Source organism: Hymenobacter siberiensis (assembly GCF_018967865.2).
In the GTDB taxonomy this organism is placed as follows: Bacteria; Bacteroidota; Bacteroidia; order Cytophagales; family Hymenobacteraceae; genus Hymenobacter; species Hymenobacter siberiensis.
This window is the reverse complement of the sequence record NZ_JAHLZY020000001.1, coordinates 3,530,691-3,549,062: the sequence shown is the minus strand read 5'-3', so window position 1 is coordinate 3,549,062 and position 18,372 is coordinate 3,530,691. Positions and strand designations below refer to the sequence as shown.

Annotated in this window: 15 protein-coding genes; 8 read left to right on the top strand and 7 right to left on the bottom strand. The window is 62.7% G+C overall.

All coding sequences use genetic code 11. The features are described 5' to 3' along the window. Positions 1 to 61: 61 nt before the first annotated feature. The 5 genes from KQ659_RS15655 to KQ659_RS15635 all read left to right on the top strand — a co-directional run bounded on the left by KQ659_RS15655 (position 62) and on the right by KQ659_RS15635 (position 5,705). On the top strand, positions 62 to 487 hold the full coding sequence (locus tag KQ659_RS15655) for a BlaI/MecI/CopY family transcriptional regulator (protein WP_216688243.1): 426 nt from the start codon (positions 62 to 64) through the stop codon (positions 485 to 487). Continuing rightward, positions 474 to 767: a hypothetical protein gene (locus KQ659_RS15650; protein WP_216688244.1), complete on the top strand. Its 294-nt coding sequence runs from the start codon at positions 474 to 476 to the stop codon at positions 765 to 767. The genes KQ659_RS15655 and KQ659_RS15650 overlap by 14 nt, the downstream gene beginning before the upstream one ends. Positions 768 to 814: 47 nt before the next feature. After that, positions 815 to 2,143, top strand: coding sequence for a M56 family metallopeptidase (locus tag KQ659_RS15645; RefSeq protein WP_332875085.1), 1,329 nt, complete (start codon positions 815 to 817; stop codon positions 2,141 to 2,143). A gap of 312 nt (positions 2,144 to 2,455) precedes the next feature. Continuing rightward, positions 2,456 to 2,938, top strand: coding sequence for a hypothetical protein (locus KQ659_RS15640; protein WP_216688246.1), 483 nt, complete (start codon positions 2,456 to 2,458; stop codon positions 2,936 to 2,938). 211 nt (positions 2,939 to 3,149) lie between these two features. Continuing rightward, positions 3,150 to 5,705 (top strand): DUF5916 domain-containing protein, encoded by a 2,556-nt coding sequence (locus KQ659_RS15635; RefSeq protein WP_216686147.1) that lies wholly within the window; start codon positions 3,150 to 3,152, stop codon positions 5,703 to 5,705. 332 nt (positions 5,706 to 6,037) lie between these two features. Here KQ659_RS15635 and KQ659_RS15630 read toward each other — a convergent pair whose 3' ends face one another. The 3 genes from KQ659_RS15630 to meaB form a co-directional block, all read right to left on the bottom strand. Next, complete coding sequence (locus KQ659_RS15630; RefSeq protein ID WP_216680208.1) at positions 6,038 to 6,355, bottom strand: hypothetical protein; 318 nt, start codon at positions 6,353 to 6,355, stop codon at positions 6,038 to 6,040. A gap of 113 nt (positions 6,356 to 6,468) precedes the next feature. Further along, entirely contained in the window at positions 6,469 to 6,693 is a 225-nt protein-coding gene (locus KQ659_RS15625) for a hypothetical protein (protein WP_216680209.1), read from the bottom strand. A 207-nt stretch (positions 6,694 to 6,900) separates the two neighbouring features. Then, positions 6,901 to 7,881, bottom strand: a complete 981-nt coding sequence (gene meaB / locus KQ659_RS15620) for a methylmalonyl Co-A mutase-associated GTPase MeaB (protein ID WP_216680210.1) — start codon at positions 7,879 to 7,881, stop codon at positions 6,901 to 6,903. 103 nt (positions 7,882 to 7,984) lie between these two features. On the opposite strand from meaB, the gene KQ659_RS15615 reads away from it, so the two are divergent. Continuing rightward, the gene (locus KQ659_RS15615) at positions 7,985 to 9,418 is read left to right on the top strand and encodes a DUF5723 family protein (RefSeq protein ID WP_216680211.1); all 1,434 of its coding nucleotides are present in this window, start codon (positions 7,985 to 7,987) and stop codon (positions 9,416 to 9,418) included. A 159-nt stretch (positions 9,419 to 9,577) separates the two neighbouring features. Here the strand turns inward: KQ659_RS15615 and KQ659_RS15610 are convergent, their stop codons facing one another. From KQ659_RS15610 to KQ659_RS15600, 3 genes are all read right to left on the bottom strand, one after another. Then, positions 9,578 to 10,678 carry a WD40 repeat domain-containing protein gene (locus tag KQ659_RS15610; protein WP_216688247.1) on the bottom strand — a complete coding sequence of 367 codons (1,101 nt, stop codon included), beginning with the start codon at positions 10,676 to 10,678 and terminating at the stop codon, positions 9,578 to 9,580. Between the two features lie 121 nt (positions 10,679 to 10,799). After that, the gene (locus tag KQ659_RS15605) at positions 10,800 to 12,149 is read right to left on the bottom strand and encodes a glycosyltransferase family 87 protein (protein ID WP_216688248.1); all 1,350 of its coding nucleotides are present in this window, start codon (positions 12,147 to 12,149) and stop codon (positions 10,800 to 10,802) included. A 28-nt stretch (positions 12,150 to 12,177) separates the two neighbouring features. Then, positions 12,178 to 12,939 (bottom strand): L,D-transpeptidase family protein, encoded by a 762-nt coding sequence (locus tag KQ659_RS15600; RefSeq protein WP_216688249.1) that lies wholly within the window; start codon positions 12,937 to 12,939, stop codon positions 12,178 to 12,180. Positions 12,940 to 13,165: 226 nt separating this feature from the next. On the opposite strand from KQ659_RS15600, the gene KQ659_RS15595 reads away from it, so the two are divergent. Both KQ659_RS15595 and KQ659_RS15590 read left to right on the top strand, forming a co-directional pair. Then, positions 13,166 to 15,637: a bifunctional YncE family protein/alkaline phosphatase family protein gene (locus KQ659_RS15595; RefSeq protein ID WP_216686154.1), complete on the top strand. Its 2,472-nt coding sequence runs from the start codon at positions 13,166 to 13,168 to the stop codon at positions 15,635 to 15,637. Positions 15,638 to 15,833: 196 nt separating this feature from the next. Continuing rightward, positions 15,834 to 16,499, top strand: coding sequence for a DUF2461 domain-containing protein (locus tag KQ659_RS15590; protein WP_216688250.1), 666 nt, complete (start codon positions 15,834 to 15,836; stop codon positions 16,497 to 16,499). A 303-nt stretch (positions 16,500 to 16,802) separates the two neighbouring features. Here the strand turns inward: KQ659_RS15590 and KQ659_RS15585 are convergent, their stop codons facing one another. Next, the gene (locus KQ659_RS15585) at positions 16,803 to 18,092 is read right to left on the bottom strand and encodes a T9SS type A sorting domain-containing protein (RefSeq protein ID WP_216688251.1); all 1,290 of its coding nucleotides are present in this window, start codon (positions 18,090 to 18,092) and stop codon (positions 16,803 to 16,805) included. Positions 18,093 to 18,372 lie beyond the last annotated feature (280 nt).

The window sequence follows — 18,372 nt, the reverse complement described above, 5'->3', positions numbered from 1 at the left end:
ATTCGTATAATCTTTGTGTCATACTACGAAATAATTCGTAGTAACCTCGTATCTGTTCGACATGAGCAAGGCACTGCCCCCCAAACCTACGGATTCTGAGCTGGAAATCCTGCACGTGCTCTGGCAGTACGGGCCCGCCACGGTGCGGGCCATCAACGACCACCTGAGCCTGCGCCGTCAGGTAGAGGTGGGCTACACCACCACGCTCAAGATTTTGCAGCTGATGCTGGAGAAAGCGCTGGTGCGGCGCGACGATGCCGACCGCAGCCACGTGTATCGGGCCGCCGTGCGCGAGCAGGAAACGCAGGGGCTGCTGCTCGATAAGTTCGTGGACGCCACCTTCGGCGGCTCGGCCCTGAAGCTGGTGATGCAGGCCCTGGGCAGCCGCCAGACCTCGGCCGACGAGCTGGCCCAGATTCGCCGCTTGCTGAATGACATTGAAATCCAGAATTCCACTCCTAATTCCGACGACGATGACCACGTTTGAGCAATTCGTTTCGCCCGCGCTGACGCGGGCTTTGGGCTGGACCTTGCTGCACTCGCTGTGGCAGGGTGCGCTGGTGGCGGCCGTGTTGGCCGGGGCGCTGCTGCTGCTGCGCCGGCAGCGGGCCGAGGTGCGCTACGCGGCTTCGGCCGGGGCGCTGGGGCTGGTGGTGGCGCTGGCCGGCATCACGTTCGGGCTGTATATGAATTCGAGCCCTGACAAAAGCCCAATGCAGGGTTGGGAGGCAACCACAAGCCAGGCGGACCCCCTCAAATCCGGCTGAAACGCCCGCAGCGGGTGCAGTGTCTGACGCCAAAGCGGGGGTAATGGCTGCTGCCGGGATTAGCGCCGCGCCCGGTACCGGCCGCAACTGCGGCTTCGCTGGCCCCGCCTTCCGCGATTCAGGCCGTCACGCAGTCCCTCAGCCATGCGTTGAACAACCAGTTGCCGCTGCTGGTGCTGGCCTGGCTACTGGGCCTGCTGGCCATGAGCCTGCGCATGCTGGGCGGCCTGCTGTATGTGCAGCGGCTGCGGCGCTACCGGGTGCGCCCGCTATCGGTGGCGTGGCAGGAGCGGCTGGCCGCGCTGGCCGCCCGCAGCGGCGTGAAGCGGCCGGTGGCGCTGCTGGAGTCGGCGCTGGTGCGGGTGCCGCTGGTGGTGGGCCACTTGCGGCCCGTGATTCTGCTGCCGCTGGGCACGGTGGCGGGCTTATCGCCGGCTTGTCTGGAGGCTATTCTGGCCCACGAGCTGGCCCATGTGCTGCGCCGCGATTACCTCGTGAACCTGCTGCAAACCGTGGCCGAGGTGCTATTTTTCTACCATCCGGCGGTGTGGTTCGTAGCCAATTGCGTGCGTACCGAGCGCGAAAACTGCTGCGACGATACCGCCACGACCCTCGTGGGCGGCGACCCGCTCCGGCTGGCCCGCGCCCTCACCGCCCTCACCGCCCTGGCCGAGTGGACGCAGAGCGCCGCCGTGGCCCCCACGCCGCGCCTGGCCCTGGCTGCCTTCAACCAGCCCGGGGCCCTGCTGCTGCGGGTGCGCCGCCTGGTGCGCCCGGCGCTGGCCACTGGTCTTACTCCGAATAGCCAACCGCCCCAAGCATTAACCGCCACCCCGATGGCCGCCGATACCGCCCGGGGCACCCGCCCCGCCAACCCCGGCACCGTGGTAATCACCCGTGATAAAAAAGGCCGGCTGACCAGCCTGGTGGTGAACGGCCAGCCCGTGGCCGTGCCCACCGACAAGCCCTCGAAAGCCGAGCGCCGCGCCGGCCAGCAGGTAACGGTAGTGCCCGTGCCCGAGGCTGGCCCGGCCCGCCGCTTCGAATACAGCACCCGCGAGCTGGACCAGGCCGGCCGCCAGGCTGACCGGGAAGGCCGCCGGCTGGACGACCATGCCCGCGAGATGGACCGCGCCGGGCGCGAGCTCGACAAAGCCGGCCGCAAGCTGGATAAAATGGGCCGCGAAATGGATAAAGCAGCTCAGAAACTGGACCGTAAAAGCGGTACGTACACCTACGATAGCAAACGCCGTACGGATAACATCAACAGCAACGTGCACATCGATATTGATGACGCGGCCCTGAGCCAGCTCGTAACCAATGCCCTGAAGCTGGGCAATGTGGGCCTCAATATTGGTCTGCAGGCCGCCAGCTAGGGCATCGACGAAGCCCGCCGGGCCCTCGAAACCACCCTGCGCGACCCCGGCCTCAGCGATGAGGCCCGCCGCGCCACCCGCGACGCCCTCACGGAGCTGCGCCAGGAGGAGCGTAATTCCCAGCGCCAAGGCCCCGACCGTGCCCAGGAAGCCCGCGACCGCCGCCAGGAGCTCCAGAACCGCATCCGTGAGTCGCAGCAGGAGCTGCGCGACCTGGAGCAGGACCGCGCCGACCGTGACCAGGACCAGGCCGACCGCAACCGCGACCGCGCCGACCGCGACCGCGACCGCAACGAGGCCCTGCTGGACCAGATGCAGAAGGACGGCCTCCTGAAAGACCCCAACCACTACCAAATCAAGCTCACTGCCCGCAGCCTGATGATTGATGGCAAGGAGCAGCCGCCGAAGGTGTTTCAGAAATACCTGAAGCTGTATGAAAGCAATACCGGCCGCCCACTGACCGGCAATAATGCGATGGTGATAACCCGCAGCAGCGACAGCAGCACCATCATCAACGGCGCTGGCCCCACGCCGCCCCGCACCCCGCGCATGGCCCCTATGCCGCCCCTGCCTGCGCTGCCGGCCCCGCCCCGCCTCGACACGGACGAACTGCGGAGCGAGCTGCGCAAGGACGGCATTATCGGGGCCGACGAGAAAAACCTGCAGTTCCAGCTCAACAGCTCCGGCCTGACGGTGAACGGTAAAAAGCAGCCCGGTGAGCTGGCGGCTAAGTACCGCAAGCTCACCGGCCACAACGATGGCAAGAGCTTTAACATGATGATTTCGACCCAGTAATAGGGGCGGGAGGAAAGCGAAAAAGCCGGTTTTTCTCGCGGGAAACCGGCTTTTTTATGCCCATCATTTTTTAATAATCTGGGAAATGACAGCCCACAAGCAACTATTTAGCCCTGATACCCATCTCTTGGCCCTTCCGAAGGTTATTCTGTTTCGGACAATTACTATGCGTTGTTATCTACTGTTTTGTTGGTTTAGCTTATTTATTGGAGTGGCCCAGGCCCAGAAGGGGCCAGCCGCCACGCCGGCTACCGATGCCGCCCGGCCGGCCCCCAAACGCCAGCTTCAGGCCACGCGCATCAGCACCCCGCCCAAGCTGGACGGCCTGCTCGACGAGGCCGTGTGGCAGTCGGCCCCCATCGCCACCAAATTTTACGAGTTGGAGCCCACGCCCGGCCCCATCGAAAAACACCCTACCGAAGTGCGCGTGCTCTACGACGATGCCGCGATTTACGTGGGGGCCATCATGCACGATGTGTCGCAGGATTCCATTCTGCGGGAGCTGAGCAACCGGGATAATATTGGCACTTCGGATTGGTTCGGGGTGCTGCTCGATACCTATGACGACCACCTCAACGGCTATCAATTCATCGTTACTTCGGGTGGCGTGCAGCTCGACGCCCGCCTCTCGCCCACCAACGGCGAGGATGGTAACTGGAACGCCGTATGGGAATCGCGCACCGCCCTGCACGGCACCGACTGGGTAGCCGAAATCCGCATTCCCTATTCGGCCATTCGCTTCAGCAAGGCCCTTGAGCAGGTGTGGGGGCTGAACTTCGTTCGGCAGCGGCGCAGCTCGCGGCAGAAATTTTTCTGGAACGAGGTGAAGCCGCAGGTGGATGGCTTCGTGAACCAGTGGGGCGAGCTCACCGGCCTGCGCGACCTCAAGCCCCCGCTGCGCCTCTCGCTCACGCCCTACGTGAGCACCTACCTGAACCACTACCCCTACAACGAGCAGGGCAAGCAGAACACCACCACTACCTTCAACGGCGGGGCCGACGTGAAGTGGGGCATCAACGAAAGCTTCACCCTGGATGCCACCCTGGTGCCCGATTTCGGGCAGGTGCAGAGCGACAACCAGGTGCTCAACCTCTCGCCCTTCGAGGTGCAGTACAACGAAAACCGGGGCTTTTTCACCGAAGGGACCGAGCTGTTCAACAAGGGCGGGCTGTTTTATTCGCGGCGGGTGGGGGCACAGCCGCTGGGCTTTGGCACCGTGGATGGGCAACTGCACGCCGGCACCCGGATGGCCGACGGCAAGCGCCACGCCGGCGAGTTCATCGTGCAGAACCCTGGCATCACGCGCCTGCTCAATGCCACCAAAGTATCGGGCCGCACCAGCAGGGGCCTGGGCGTGGGCATTTTCAATGCCGTGAGCAACGACATGTACGCCACCGTGCAGGACAGCACCACCGGCGCGCGGCGCGACGTGCTCACTCAGCCGTTGAGCAACTACAACATCGTGGTGCTCGACCAGAGCCTCAAAAACAACTCCTACGTGAGCCTGGTGAACACCAACGTGACCCGTGCCGGCAGCACCTACGACGCCAACGTGACGGGCGGCCTTTTCAAATTCGCCAACAAGGCCAACTCCTACGCCCTCAACGGCCGCGTGATATACTCCAACCGCCGGGGCAAAGCCTTTGGCTCCCAGGATGAAATATCGGACCAGGACGGCTACAAGTACTACCTGAACTACGGCAAAGTGTCGGGCAAATTCACCTGGAGCGTCGACCACGGCATCGAGTCGCACTCCTACAACCCCAACGACCTGGGCCTGCTCTTCGCCAACAACAACATCTCGCAGTCGGCCAGCGCCAGCTACAACATCTACACGCCGTTCTGGAAAGTCAACAAGCTGAGCACCTATGCCTCCGTGGCCTACTCGCTGCTGGAGCGCCCCATGCTCTACCAGGACGCGGGCCTGTACCTGGGCGGCAACACCACCTTCACCAAAAGCTTCCTCACCACTGGCATCAACCTCGACGCCGCGCCCCTCACCCGCGACTACTTTGACCCGCGCCGCGCGCCGCTGGGCAAATACTACGTGCGCAAGCCCGCCAACGTGGGCATCAACGGCTTTTTCTCTTCCGATTACCGCAAGAAATTCGCCTGGGACGTCAAATACGGGGCGCGCGTATTCACCGCCGACGGCGACCGCACCGGCCGCTACACCTACGCCCTCACCCTCGGCCCTCGCTACCGGGCCAGCAACCAACTCAGCTTCGTGTATTCCATCGGCTACGAGCGGCGGCTGAACCAGATTGGCTACGCCGGCGGCCTCAACGCTTCCGACTCGACCGATGCGCCCATGTTTCGCCGCTTCGGCGGCAAGGAGGGCGACGTGCTGCTCGGCCGCCGCAACGTCACCACCTTCACCAACACCGCCACGGCCACCTACACGTTTACCAACCGCATGTCGTTCAACATCCGGCTGCGGCACTACGTGAGCAATGTGCACTACCGCGACTTCTCCCGCCTGCACCCCGACGGCCTCGAAACCCCCGAACCCACTTACAACCGCAACCGCGACAACACCTTCAACGCCTTCAACATCGACGCCGTCTATTCCTGGTGGTTCGCGCCCGGCTCGCAGGTCAGCATCGTCTGGAAAAACGCCGGCGCGTCCTTCTTCGAAGCCAACGCCGCCACCCCGCTCTACTTCGACAACCTAAGCAATACCATCAACACCCCGCACAATAACTCGGTGTCGGTGAAGGTGCTGTATTATCTCGATTATCTGGCCCTGCGCCCCCGGCGCGGGTAGGAACGAGCTGGAGGAACGAGCTGGTGCGCGTCTCTGACGCGCTGCCGACTGGGTTCGAGCCTCTGGCTCAGGCATTGCCCAACGCCACCAGACGCTAGCACGACCCGAGCCACAGGCTCGAACCCAGTCGGCAGCGCGTCGCAGACGCGTGCCAGCAGTGGGCGTTTACGAAACTCATCCCTTTCGTGCATTTCGTAAACGTTGATTCGTAGACGAATTTCTTAAACTCACCCCGCGCTGTAAGGGCCATCTGACCATCAGGTGCCGGGCTAGTTCCTACCGTTCATTGAAAGGAGCGATTTGCGGAGATTTGCAGCAGCCTGAGGAAGCCGCTAGTAATGCACTGCTTGGGTAGGGGCGCCCGTATACTGATTAATAATGAAATACAAGCAAATACTCATGACCACACCCACCGCGAGTAACACAATTTTTCGTTTGAACAGGGGCTTGTCGTATACCCAATAGTGGCGCAGGATTAAAAATCCGCCGACGGCAAGGGCGCTAAAAGCCATTGCGCGGCCCCCCACTCGAACCAGGGCGCGAGTTGGAGGAAGAAGCGGAAAAAGAAAATTGAGAAACACCCCGAGCACGAGCAGGGCAGTAGCTACTGGTGGCAATTTCGGCGGGTCGGTCGTGCGCTGGTAGTTCATATAGCTTAGATTGCTGCTTGCTAATGTAAGAGGCAGATTTTCTATTTGCACCAAAAAGGGAGCGCACACGGGGCGCTAGGGCCGAGTAGGTCTACCCCCCCCCCCTTTTTTTTTCAAGACGGGGTAACGCTCATTACGTTCACTTTAACGGTCGATTGGGTGGCCGCATCTCCCACCATCACGAATCCCCCACCTACGGCTGTCATAAACTTGCCGGTTTCCAGGCGGGCAGGCGAACTCCCCAGTTTCGACCATAGCACCTGCGCCGCCACTGGCCCGGAGCCCAGCAGCCACCCGATAAGTGAAAAAACGGCAACCCAACGGTAAGTCTTTTTCATCGGTAGCTAAAAAAGGTTTTTGAAAATTGTTGGAAATCCCCACTGGTGAGCATTGCAGACGCGCACCAGCTGATAAACCCATTGGGTATTAGTGGAAAAGCGAATGTAGACGGCCGCGCCAACAATTCCGTCCGTCAGCCCGCGCTGCGCTGCATTCCACGTCAGCCCAAACCTCGCCCCGCCGCACCCCCACGCGCCCGCCCCGTCCTACAGCCCCAGCAGTTCCTCGGCCGCCGCAAACGGCGTGAGCTGTCCGGCCGCCACGGCCGCCTGCACCGCGGGCAGCCGCTCACGCACCGCCGCATCGGCATAAAACCGACTCTCCAGCGCCTGGGCGATGCTTTGGTGCAGCCATTGCAACTGCTGCTGCTGCCGGCGGCGCTCGAAATAGCCGCTGGTGCGGGTGGCGGCTGCGTAGGTTTCGATGACCTCCCACACGGCCCCGATGCCCGTGCCGTCCACTGCCGAGGTGAGCAGTACCGGCACCACCTGCCCCGAAGGCGCGGCCGGAAACAGGTGCAGCGCGCTTTGGTAGTCGAGGCGGGCGCGGCGGGCGGCTTGCTCGTTGCCGTGGTCGGATTTGGTGATGCACAGGGCATCGGCCATTTCCATGATGCCGCGTTTCACGCCCTGTAATTCGTCGCCGGCCCCGGCCAGCATCAGGAGCAGGAAAAAATCGACCATGCCGTGCACCGTGGTTTCGGACTGGCCCACGCCCACGGTTTCCACGATAATCACGTCGTGGCCCGCTGCTTCGCATAATAATAAGGCCTCGCGGGTGGCCCGCGCCACCCCGCCCAGGCTGCTGCCGGCCGGCGAGGGCCGGATAAACGCCGCCGGCTGGGCCGAGAGCCAGGGCATCCGCGTCTTGTCGCCCAGAATGCTGCCGCCGCCGCGTTGGCTGCTGGGGTCCACGGCCAGCACGGCCAGCTTCAGGCCCTTGGTTTCGACCAAATACCGGCCCAGTGCCTCAATAAAGGTGCTTTTGCCCACGCCCGGCACGCCCGTAATGCCCACTCGCAGGCTGCGCCCGGTGTGCGGCAATACCGCCTGCAACACCTCCTGCGCCAAGGCGTGGTCGGTGGGCAGGGTGCTTTCGACGAGGGTGATGGCACGGCCCAGCACCGTGCGGGAGCCGGCCCGGATGCCGGTGGCATACTCAGCGGCGGAGAGGCGTTTGGGAGGCATTTTGTGCGGTAAGCTTCCGCTTGCCGATTAACTTTGGGGCCGGCGTTGGCCCGTTTTCCAACAATTAAACGGCAAGCTAAAGCTTACCGCACATTCTCGCCCTATGAAACCATCTCTCCGCTTCTTATCGCTGGCCGCTGGGCTGGCCCTGCCCGCCACGGCTTTCGCCCAAAACGAGCTCAGCAACTTCTCGGCCACGGGCCGGGGCGGCGTCATCAACACCTTCGCCAGCGACTACCAGGCCATCGGCATCAACCCCGCCAACCTGGGCCGCAGCATCAATTTCCGGGTGGCCTTCACCATTGGCGAAGTGGGGGCGGGCATCGGCTCGCAGTCGCTGAGTAAAACCACCTTCAAGCACATCATCTACGATGCCAGCCAGAGCATCGGGCCCGCCGAAAAAGCTACGCTGGTTAATCAGCTCTCCGGCGACAACGTGCTGAACTTCAATCTCGATACCAACCTCTTCGGCCTGGCCGTAACGCTGCCCAACGGCCTGGGTGGCCTGGCGTTCAGCAGCCGGCAGCGCGTTGGCGGCCACCTGGCCCTCAACCGCAACGCCGCCGATATCATCATCAATGGCCAGAATGCCGCTGTGGTGAAGCAGTATTACCCCACGCCCAACACCAGCGGTGCGCCCACGCCCACGGCCGCCAACGCGCCGCTCATTTCCACGGTGCTCGACGGAACCAGCATTCAGGCGGCCATTACCAACGAGTTCAACGTGGCCTACGGCATTCAGGTGTACCACAATAACGGCCTGAAGCTGGCGCTGGGGGCGGGCTACCGCTACATCCAGGGCATCGGCATTGCCGATATCCGGGTGAGCGGCGGCAACCTGACGGCCTACACGGCGTTCTCGCCGGTGTTTGATATCAATTACGGCGCGCTGGCCAGCAATCCCAACTTCAACTACGAATCGGGCTCGGGCCTGAAGCCGGTGGGCCACGGCAATGGATTCGACGCGGGCTTGTCGGCCGAAATCGGCAAAATATTCCGCTTCGGCGCTTCGGTTACGGATATGGGCTCGATGACCTGGACCGCCAACGTGCTCGAAGCCTCCGACCAGAAGCTCCAGCAAACAGCCTCCACCGGCGTGCAGACCTACAACGTGTTCAAGGAAATTAGCGCGCAGTTCGATACCGACAAGCAGAACCTCTTCACCTACACCACCGCCAAGGAGCGCACGGCTGCCCTGCCCGCCAAGCTGCGCCTGGGCGGCGGCGTGCGCCTCAACAAGTTCTTCGAAGCCGGCCTCGACGTAACCGCGCCCCTCAACAAGGTGGCCGGTAACCTCACCACCACCTTCGTAGGCCTGGGCCTCGACTACAAACCCCTGAGCTGGCTGAAGCTGAGCAGCGGCGTAACCAGCGGCGCGGGCTACGGCAAGAGCCTGCCGCTGGGCCTCACGCTGGTTTCGCCGGTGTGGGAAGCCGGCATCAGCACCCGCGACGTGTTGGGCCTGCTCAGCGAAGACTCGCCGTATAGCTCGGTGGCCTTTGGGGTATTGCGCTTTAAAATTGGCAGCTCGAATTAGGGGGGGTAGAAGACTGGAGTCAAGTCTGTCATGCAGAGCGCAGCGAAGCATCTTTACCGTGTAACTAATCCAATCGAATGGAATTACTATTGCGGTAAAGATGCTTCGCTGCGTTCTGCATGACGGGCTTAATTCTGCTGTGACTCACACCCTCTTACCCTAATTCGGTACTACCACAAACGCGGGCAGGCCCAGCTTGCTGCGCCGGCCGCCCAGCTTCAATCCCTCGTCCACGTACTTGCAATCCTTGCCGGCCACGTTGGGCTGCTCGATAACGCCGAGGTTGGGGTTGTCCTCGCGGGCCACGTAGATGCGGCCATCCGGCCCGAGCTGGAGCGCCCCGATTTTGCGATTGGCCGACTTGCCCACCAGCACCGGCGGAGCGGGCTTTTTGGCTAAGTCGAACTGCCAAATCTGGGTTTCGCCGCCGCCCACGCCGTTGCAGGTGCCATACACAAACTTGCCATCGGGTGAAAACTCCACCCCGTAAGCTTCCGCGTAAGGCCCGAAGCCGCGCGGGTTGCTCACCTTGCCGGTGCTGCGGTCAAAATCATACACCTCGAATTTGTTGGTTTCTTTCCACAGCGCGGCGGCGAGGTGCTTGCCATCGGGCGAAAACTTGAGCGCGCCAATGGCATTGCGGCCGGGGCCGGCGTTCATGCTGCCCACGTTGCTCATCAGCGGCTTGGCCGATACGCCGTCGGCCGTGACGAGGTAGCTCACGAAGGCGTTGGAGTTCCAGCGGTGAGCTACTATCCAGGTATCGCGGCCGTTGGCGTGGCGCACGGCGGCCAGCTTTTCGGCCACCGGCTGGATGAGCAGCAGGTTCACGCGGGGTAGGTCGCCGAAGCCATCGGCGCGGGTCATGTCCACGATGGAGTAGCGCAGTCCGTTGGGCGTGCCCTGCGGGGCTACCGTGAAGATATAGAAGATGTTGCCCGAGCCGGGGTCGGGCACGATGAGGGCCGACTGGGTGCTGCTGCCGCTGCCCATCAGCTGGCGGCCGTTGGGCATGGGCTGGTGCTTGCGGTTCCATACGGTTTCGCCGTTGGTGTAGAAGAGCAGCTCGCCCTTGGCCGTAGTAGCCACGGCGCAGCCCTCGTAGGTGCTCATCTTGCCGTCGTTCAGGGGCTTGGGCGTGTTGCCCTCGGCAAAGGTGAGGCCAGCCTGCTGGCCGAAATACCAGATGTCGGTAGGGCGTTGGGCGCGGGCCGCCATGGTGAGCAGCAGCGGGAGCAGGGCAAGAAAAAAGTGTTTCATGGGCAATGGAGGCGTATGGTAATGCGGCGTAAACGAAAAAACCGTGCCGGATGGTGTAACCTCACCCCCGGCCCCTCTCCCGGGGAGAGGGGAGCCACGGCGGCACAGACGCCTGCAATCGTCAGGCTCCCCTCTCCGCGGGAGAGGGGCCTGGGGTGAAGTGAGGGGGCCGCGCCAGCAGCAGCCCCAGCACCCCCAGCAACCCCAGCGGCGGCAGAAAATACAGAACATGCAGCCCCACCGGGTTGCCCAGCGCCAGTGCAATTCCATTGAGCGGCAGTAGCAGCGGCAGCATAAATACCAGCAGCCACCACTGCACCCGGCGCGGCAGGTGCCGGCTGAACAGCAACAGCGGCAGCAGCAGAATGGCGTCGTAGTACAGGTGGTAAGTGGTGAGCAGCGTGAGCGTGCTCAGTACCAGAAACAGGTGCCAGTCGGCCAGCAACAGCTGCCGCCGGAGCCACAGCAGCCGCAGGCCGGCCGCCAGCCACAGCGCGCCGTGCAGCAGCAGGTGCCAGGGGCTGCTGCCGGGGCGCAGCCATTCCAGCACGTTGGCCAGCTCAAGGCGTAGCGTCAGGCCCTGGGTGAGGGGGTAGTCGGGGTCGGCGGGGTCGAAGGACTGGGTGCGCACCTGCGCTAGCAGGTGCTGGTAGGTGGGCAATAATTCCGCTGGAAAAGCGGCCCAGTAGAACGCCACCGCACTCAGCAGCCCCACTACGGCGGCGGCCACGACCAGCGTCAGCCACTGCTTTTTCCAGAGAAACCACGCGGCAAAGGGCAGGAGTAAGGTGACTTTGAACGCGGCTAGGCCCAGCAATATACCCGCTGCTATTGGCTGCCAGAGCGGCTTTTTTTGCGCAATTGCTGAATTTGTTGCGGCTTCAACATCAGCAGTAGCTTCTGGTTTCGCTGAAGTTGTATTGCCATCAGAAATACGTTTTACCCTGCTGCCCATCGCCAGCGCGCCCACGCCCAGCGCCAGCGCCGCGAACGTGGGCTGGCCGGTGAGCAGGGCCGGTACGGTGCCTTTCAGCGCCACGGCGGCCAACAAAAACTGCCACCACGGCACCGCATCCGAATTTTTAGTGTGCAGCGCCTTGGGCCACAGCCTGGCCAGCAGCACCAGGCTCAGCAGGGCCAGCCCGTACCACAGCTGCCACGCCAGCGCGTAAGGCAGCCGGCCGATGGTGCCGCCGAACAGCCCCGCCGCCCACGGTGGGTACAGAAACGGGAGGTTGGGCAGTCCCGGCTGGGTGCGGCTAACGATATTCTCTTGCTGAACAATGCGCTGCCAGCCGGCTTTCAGCGCCGCATCATCGTAGGGGTTTTCGCCCTGGCGCAGCACTTGCTGGCCCACGTAGCAGGTGCGGAAATCCATGGGCCGGTCCGCATCGGGGCGGGGTTCGCGCAGCACACGGCTGACGTTGAACAGGGCAATAAGGGCCAGGAAAAGCAGGAGGAAACGCGGCACGGCGGCAAGGTAGCAGCTAAAGCCCGCGCTACTTCACGGCCAGCTCCAGCAGTTCCGCCGGCTCATGCTGCTTTTCAAAGTAAGCGTAGCCCGGTATCAGCCCCCGCCAGAAGGCTAGGTGCGGGCTGGTAGCGTGTTTGTCCAGCTCAACTTCGGTGATTGGAAACGGGAAAATGTGCACTTGAATCACCGCCTGCCCCGCCGTCCGGGCAGTGATGGCCAGTAGGTACACTTCCTCGATGCCGGCATCGGTAATGGGCATGCAGCCGATGCTGGCCGCGCCGCCGTGGATGAAAATGTCGCCCCCGGGGTTGGGCTCGCCCAGCGCCAAATCGGCGGCGTTGGGGTAGTTGAGGCCCAGGGAGAGGTGGAAATTGCTGTTGGGGTTGAAGCGGTCGATTTCGTAGAAGCCCTCCGGCACCTGGTAGTCGCCGGCCTGGCGCTTGGGGCCGAGGGTGCCCGAGGTGGCCGCCAGCGGGTAGGCGTGGAGCAGTTCGAACGACCCGCCGCCTCGGTTGCGCGCCCACACTTCCAGCTCCACGCGGGTTTTCACGATGCGGAACATGATTTCCAGCCGGCGCGGGTCGAGGTAGTGGCTGCGCAGCCGGCTGGTCACGGCCGGGTCAGCCGTGGCTTCGGCCGCCCGCACCCGGGGAAACAGCCGCTGCTGCCGCCAGAAATCGGCCGGATTTGTGCCGGGCTGTCCCTCGGTGGGTGGGGTGCAGGACTGGGCCAGCAGCTGAAAAATGGGCAATAGCAGAAGCACGCAACACGAGAGTCGACGCAGCATAGAAACAAACCAGAATGAATAGGAATGCGGCTACAACGGCATTCAGGAGTTTCTATTTTATGCCGAAGACTATTTGTGCCGAAGCTTAGTCCATTCGGGTTGAGAAGTTCTATCGGGTGCCGCCGGTGCCAATGGCCGTCGTAATGCTGCCGTAACCGCTACTGCTGGTCCCACCCGTTACCTTTGTGGCTCGGGCACTGGCCAAAATGCCCGTCCCGGTCGAGCCATGTCCTCTCTCAAAAAATACCGCCCTTTCGCTTCTTTATTGCCGCTTCTGGCGCTGCTTGGCTGCTCCGGCAACCCCAGCACCCAGGCCGCGCCCGAAGCGCCCGGCGTGCTGCCCGGCCCCATCGCCGGCACCATCCAAACGCTACTTTCCAACGGTTGGAAACTCAGCCCCGCCGGCACCACCACACCCCTCGGCGACCTCCCCCTGAGCCTGCAAACCAGCCCCGACGGCCGCCTGGCCGCCGTGACCAATGCCGGCTGGGGCGAAAACTCGGTGCAGCTCCTCGATGCCGCCACCGGCCAGGTGCTCGATACCCGCGTGGTGCCGGCCGCCTGGGCCGGCCTGGCTTTCGCGCCCGATGGCCGCACGCTCTACGCTTCCGGCGGGCAGTACAATCGCATTCACTGCTTCCGGATTGAAGGCCGGAAGCTGCTGCCCGACAGTGCTTTTGTGCTGGGTGCAAAGTGGCCCAAGCAGAAAATCGGTGTGGCCGGCCTCGCCGTCGATGGCCGCCGCAACGTGCTCTACGCCGTGACGCGGGAGGACAACTCGCTCTACACTTTTGACCTGAAAACGCGCCGCATCCTGCGCACCCTCCGGCTGCCCGCCGAGGCTTACGGCACCCTGCTCAGCCCCGATGGCGCCCGGCTTTACATCACGCTCTGGGGCGGCCACGCGGTGGCAGTTTATGATGTGGAAAAGCAGCAGCTGCTGGCTTCGATTCCCGTCGAAAGCCACCCCAACGACCTGGTGCTGACCCGCGATGGCCGCCGCCTGTTCGTGGCCAATGCCAACAGCAACTCGGTTTCGGTCATTGATACCCGCCTCGGCCAGGTCACCGAAACGCTGAATACGGCCCTGTTTCCCGCCTCGCCCGCCGGCAGCACCCCCGATGGACTGGCTCTGAACGCCGATGACAGCCAGCTGTTTATCGCCAACGCCGACAACAATTGCCTGGCCGTGTTCGACGTGCGCGAGGCCCGCGCCAGTCGGCCGCTCGGCTTCATCCCCACCGGCTGGTACCCCACGGCGGTGGCCGTGGCCGGCAATCAACTGCTGATTGCCAACGGCAAAGGCAGCACTTCCAAACCCAACCCCAACGGCCCCAACCCGGTGCGCGACGACGGCGAAAAAGGCAAAGGCTACATCGGCGGGCTACTGCTGGGCTCGCTCTCGCGCCTGCCCGTGCCCGACGAAAAAGCCCTGGCCGCGTTCTCGGCCCAGGTGTATGCCAACACGCCCTTCACCAAAGCCCGCGAGGCTGCGCCCGAAGTGCCCGCCGGCAGCCCCGTGCCCCGCCGCGTGGGCGAGGCCTCGCCCATCAAACACGTCTTCTACATTATCAAGGAAAACCGCACCTATGACCAAGTACTGGGCGATTTGCCGGCTGGTAACGGCGATGCCAGCCTCTGCCTCTTCCCCGACAAGGTGACGCCCAACCACCACGCCCTCACCCGGGAGTTTGTGCTGCTCGATAATTTCTATGTGGATGCCGAAGTGAGCGCCGACGGCCACAACTGGAGCACAGCCGCCTACGCCACCGATTTCGTGGAAAAAAGCTGGCCCGGCAACTACAGCGGCCGGGGCGGCGAGTATGATTTCGAGGGCAAGCGCGGCGAAGTAGCCGAGCCCAAGGACGGTTTCCTGTGGGACTACTGCCGCCGCGCCGGCCGCAGCTACCGCAGCTATGGCGAGTTCGTGTACAAGGGCAAAGCCAGCGTGCCGGCCATCGAAGGCCACTTTTGCGAACCCTACGCCGGCTTCGACCTGCACGTGCGGGACGTGGACCGGGAGCGCATCTGGGAGCAGGATTTCGACCGCCTCGTGGCCGCCAACCAGCTGCCCGACCTCAGCATCATCCGCCTGCCCAACGACCACACCTACGGCGCCCGCAAAGGCGAGCTCAGCCCGCTGAGCTACGCCGCCGACAACGACCTGGCCCTAGGCCGCCTGATTGAGCACCTCTCGCAAAGCGCCGTCTGGAAAGAATCGGTGGTGATGGTGGTGGAAGACGACGCCCAGAACGGCCCCGACCACGTCGATGCGCACCGCTCCACGGCCTACCTCGTGGGGCCGTACGTCCGCCGCCACGCCGTGGTGCACACCGCCTACACCACGTCTGGCATGCTGCGCACGCTGGAACTCATTCTCGGCCTGCCGCCCATGAGCCAGTACGATGCCGCCGCCCCGCCGCTCTGGGCCTGCTTCACCGCGAAGCCCGATTTCAAGCCCTACATCCTGCGCCCCGCTACCACCCCGCAGGACGTGCGCAACACCGCCTTCAACGCCCCCGCCCGGCGCTCCCTCAAGTTCGATATGAGCCGCGAAGACGCCGCGCCCGACCTGGCTTTCAACGAGAATATCTGGCAGGCCATTCGGGGCGAGCACAGCCACATGCCTGCCCCGCGCCGCAGCGCCGCCGTGCGCGAAGCCAAAACGAAACACGAGGCGAAAGAGGAAGAGGATTGACTGAACAAAAAATCCCCTCCTTATCAAGGAGGGGATATTTTTGCGTAGCGAAAATTGGGGTGGTTGTTGGCGTTGGATAATCCCGAACGAAAGCCTGACGATGCTGTTCAACGCCAACAACCACCCCCGTTTCAGCTAAAGCTGAAACATCCCCTCCTTGGTAAGGAGGGGAGTTGACCGCCAACGTTCCGCTCCTATGCAGCTCAAACCCCTCTTCACCTTCCTCTCCGCCCTCACCAAACACAACGACCGGCCCTGGTTTCAGGAGCGCAAGCCCACCTACGACCAGCTCCGCAAGCAGTTTGAGGAAGACGCCGAATTCTGGTTTCAGGAGCTGGCCCGGCTCGACCCGGGAATAGCCGGGCCGGCCGGCCGCAAAAGCATCTTCCGCATCTACCGCGACGTGCGTTTCAGCAACAACAAGGACCCGTACAAAACGCACTTTTCGGCTTACTTCACTGCCAGTGGCAAGGATATTGAAACGCCGGGCTATTACGTGCAGATTGGCCCCAATGGCAACACGCTCATCGGCGGCGGCTTCTACCAGCCCGATAAAACCCAGCTGGCCGCCATCCGCCAGGAAATCGACTACAGCGCTGAGGAGCTAAAAGCCATTCTGAACGCGCCCGATTTCCGGCGCTACTTCGGCACCATGAGCGGCGACAGGCTCAAAAAATCTCCCGCCGCCTACTCTGTCGACCATCCCGAAATCGAGCTGCTCAAGCACAAAAGCTTCACCGCCACGCATCAGATGGCCGATGAGGCCGTGCTGAGCCACGCCGATTTCCGCGCCCACGTAGCGGAGGTTTTTGCGGCGATGGTGCCATTCTGCCAGTTTTTGCGCGGGGCGATAGCGAAGTAGCGTGAGCTTGTAGGCGTCCTCTCAGAAAGTGGAAATACAGCGTGCTAAGACACGGAGAGTGGCTGCTGAGATAGTGATTTTACTTGCTGGATACGACCGTTTGTAACATGTGAAAGGGCCTTTTCGGCTCATTTAAATCACCGTTTAAGTGAACGCCTAGCACACGTACCGACAGCGGGCCTTCCGGCCGGAAAGGAGGCCGCCCATTTCACCTAAATTTTAGTGTGCGGGCCAAAAGCAGTAAAAGAAAACTTGCTGTGTTCGGGCGCAAGTTCCTGTAGGCCAAGAGCAAGGTGGGCTTATCTATTCGATGACCACGCGCTTGCTGACATTGCCTTCGTTGGTTTGCAGTTGCAGCATGTACACGCCCGGCGCGACCCCGGCCAAGAGTAAGGTGCGTATTTCGCCAACAGCGGGCAACGTTTCCCGCCGCACCGTCTGGCTGAGCGCGTTCATTAGCACAACCGGTATGGCAGTGCCGCGCATGCGGGCTGGCAGAGTCACCGAAACCGAGTTGCTGGCGGGGGTTGGGAATACCTGTACTTGCTGCCAGAGGACGACTGAATTGGTGGCTGTGATAGGGGCCACATTGAAGATTTGCAAAGTGTTGCTGACTCGATTTGCCACGTAGGCCGCGGGGCCGCTTACTATCACGGTTCCGGGACCGGCTCCCGTGGCCACGGCGCCGAGCAGAACCGGGGCGCTGGGATTGGCCACGTTAAAGACTTGCAAGGTGTTGTCGGTAGAATTTACTACATAGGCCGTGGAGCCGCTCACGGCCACGTCGACGGGAAAGTTACCCGTGGCCGCGGTGCCCAGCAAGGCCGGGGCGCTGGGACTGGCCACATTGAAGATTTGCAAGGTGTTGGCGACGTAGTTTACCACGTAGGCCGTACTGCCGCTCACGGCCACGCTATAAGGGAAGATGCCCGTAGCCGCGGTGCCGAGCAGGACCGGGGCGCTGGGATTGGCCACGTTAAAGACTTGCAGGCTGCCGCTACCGCTATTCACTACGTAGGCCATGGGTCCACTCACGACTACGTCGAGGGGAAAGTTGCCCGTGGCCACGGCGCCGAGCAGGACCGGGGCGCTGGGATTGGCCACATTGAAGACTTGCAAGGTGCCGCTACCACCACTGGTACTGCCGTACACTACGTAGGCCGTGGAGCCGCTCACGGCCACGGCTCTGGGAAAGCTGCCCGTGGCCGCGGTACCCAGCAAGGCCGGGGCGCTGGGACTGGCCACATTGAAGATTTGCAAGGTGTTGGCGACGTAGTTTACCACGTAGGCCGTACTGCCGCTCACGGCCACGTCGAAGGGACCGGTTCCCGTGGCCACGGCGCCGAGCAGGACCGGGGCGCTGGGATTGGTCACGTTAAAGACTTGCAGGCTGCCGCTACCACTACCGCTGCTAGTACTTCCGCTCACTACATAGGCTACGGGGCCGCTTACGGCCACGCTATAAGGGCTGGTACCTGTGGGCACGGTGCTAGCTGCGCCCGTGGGCACAATCTGGGCTCGGGCTGTCTGGCGGCCAGTGGTAATCAGAGCCAGCAGCAACAGCCCGCACCAGAAAAAGGAAATGGATTTCATGCGAAAAGTAATTGGAACAACCGTAAATGGTAGAGAATCGGCGCGAGTTGCAGGTTGGTTGGTCTCGTAGGGGGCGGGGCTTGAAATCCACAGTCGGGGCCGCTAACAAGTAAATGTATGTATACATCACCCGGCAAAGTGCAACCCCACGCGGGGGAGCGAACTCAGTGTGATTTCAAGAGTGCGCTTGTAACGCTCCTTTCAATGAACGGTAGGAACTAGCCCGGCGCCTGATAGTCAGATGGCCCTTACAGCGCGGGGTGAGTTTAAGAAATCCGTC

Excerpts from the sequence above, each read along its gene's own strand:
- KQ659_RS15615 (WP_216680211.1), top strand. The coding sequence starts at position 7,985 with ATGAAACCATCTCTCCGCTTCTTATCGCTGGCCGCTGGGCTGGCCCTG.
- KQ659_RS15655 (WP_216688243.1), top strand. The coding sequence starts at position 62 with ATGAGCAAGGCACTGCCCCCCAAACCTACGGATTCTGAGCTGGAAATC.
- KQ659_RS15650 (WP_216688244.1), top strand. The coding sequence starts at position 474 with ATGACCACGTTTGAGCAATTCGTTTCGCCCGCGCTGACGCGGGCTTTG.
- KQ659_RS15640 (WP_216688246.1), top strand. The coding sequence starts at position 2,456 with ATGCAGAAGGACGGCCTCCTGAAAGACCCCAACCACTACCAAATCAAG.
- KQ659_RS15630 (WP_216680208.1), bottom strand. The coding sequence starts at position 6,355 with ATGAACTACCAGCGCACGACCGACCCGCCGAAATTGCCACCAGTAGCT.
- KQ659_RS15610 (WP_216688247.1), bottom strand. The coding sequence starts at position 10,678 with ATGAAACACTTTTTTCTTGCCCTGCTCCCGCTGCTGCTCACCATGGCG.
- KQ659_RS15590 (WP_216688250.1), top strand. The coding sequence starts at position 15,834 with ATGCAGCTCAAACCCCTCTTCACCTTCCTCTCCGCCCTCACCAAACAC.
- KQ659_RS15625 (WP_216680209.1), bottom strand. The coding sequence starts at position 6,693 with ATGAAAAAGACTTACCGTTGGGTTGCCGTTTTTTCACTTATCGGGTGG.
- KQ659_RS15600 (WP_216688249.1), bottom strand. The coding sequence starts at position 12,939 with ATGCTGCGTCGACTCTCGTGTTGCGTGCTTCTGCTATTGCCCATTTTT.
- meaB (WP_216680210.1), bottom strand. The coding sequence starts at position 7,881 with ATGCCTCCCAAACGCCTCTCCGCCGCTGAGTATGCCACCGGCATCCGG.
- KQ659_RS15585 (WP_216688251.1), bottom strand. The coding sequence starts at position 18,092 with ATGAAATCCATTTCCTTTTTCTGGTGCGGGCTGTTGCTGCTGGCTCTG.
- KQ659_RS15595 (WP_216686154.1), top strand. The coding sequence starts at position 13,166 with ATGTCCTCTCTCAAAAAATACCGCCCTTTCGCTTCTTTATTGCCGCTT.